This is a genomic window from Streptomyces beijiangensis (genome assembly GCF_017315755.1).
GTDB classification, from domain to species: Bacteria; Actinomycetota; Actinomycetes; order Streptomycetales; family Streptomycetaceae; genus Streptomyces; species Streptomyces beijiangensis.
The window spans coordinates 1-287 of record NZ_JAFLRJ010001390.1 but is presented as its reverse complement, the minus strand read 5'-3'; the positions used below and the strand labels follow the sequence as shown (position 1 = coordinate 287).

Genomic DNA, 287 nt, shown 5'->3' with positions numbered 1-287 from the left:
TGTAGAGGGTGTTGGGCAGCGGCGGCAGCAGGTAGGCGTGGCCGCGGGTCGACTCGCGGGCCAGGGCGACGAATCCGGTCCGTTACTCCTCGGGGAGGTCGGTGGTGGCCAGGCCGCCGATGAGGTGGTCGGCGAGGCGCCGGTCGTCCAGGGTCTCCAGGTAGGCGAGGGTGGAGTCGATCAGGCCGATCCCCACCTGGTCGGCGGTGACCTTCCGCTCCAGGAGCCAGTTCCGCGCCCCGGGCACGGCCCTCGTCTCGGCGAGCAGCGCGTGCAGCTCCACCACG

General features: G+C 72.5%; 1 pseudogene. It reads right to left on the bottom strand.

The annotated features are described in order from the left end of the window. Positions 1–287 (bottom strand): annotated as a pseudogene (locus J0695_RS41965) (arginine deiminase family protein); the annotation flags it as partial.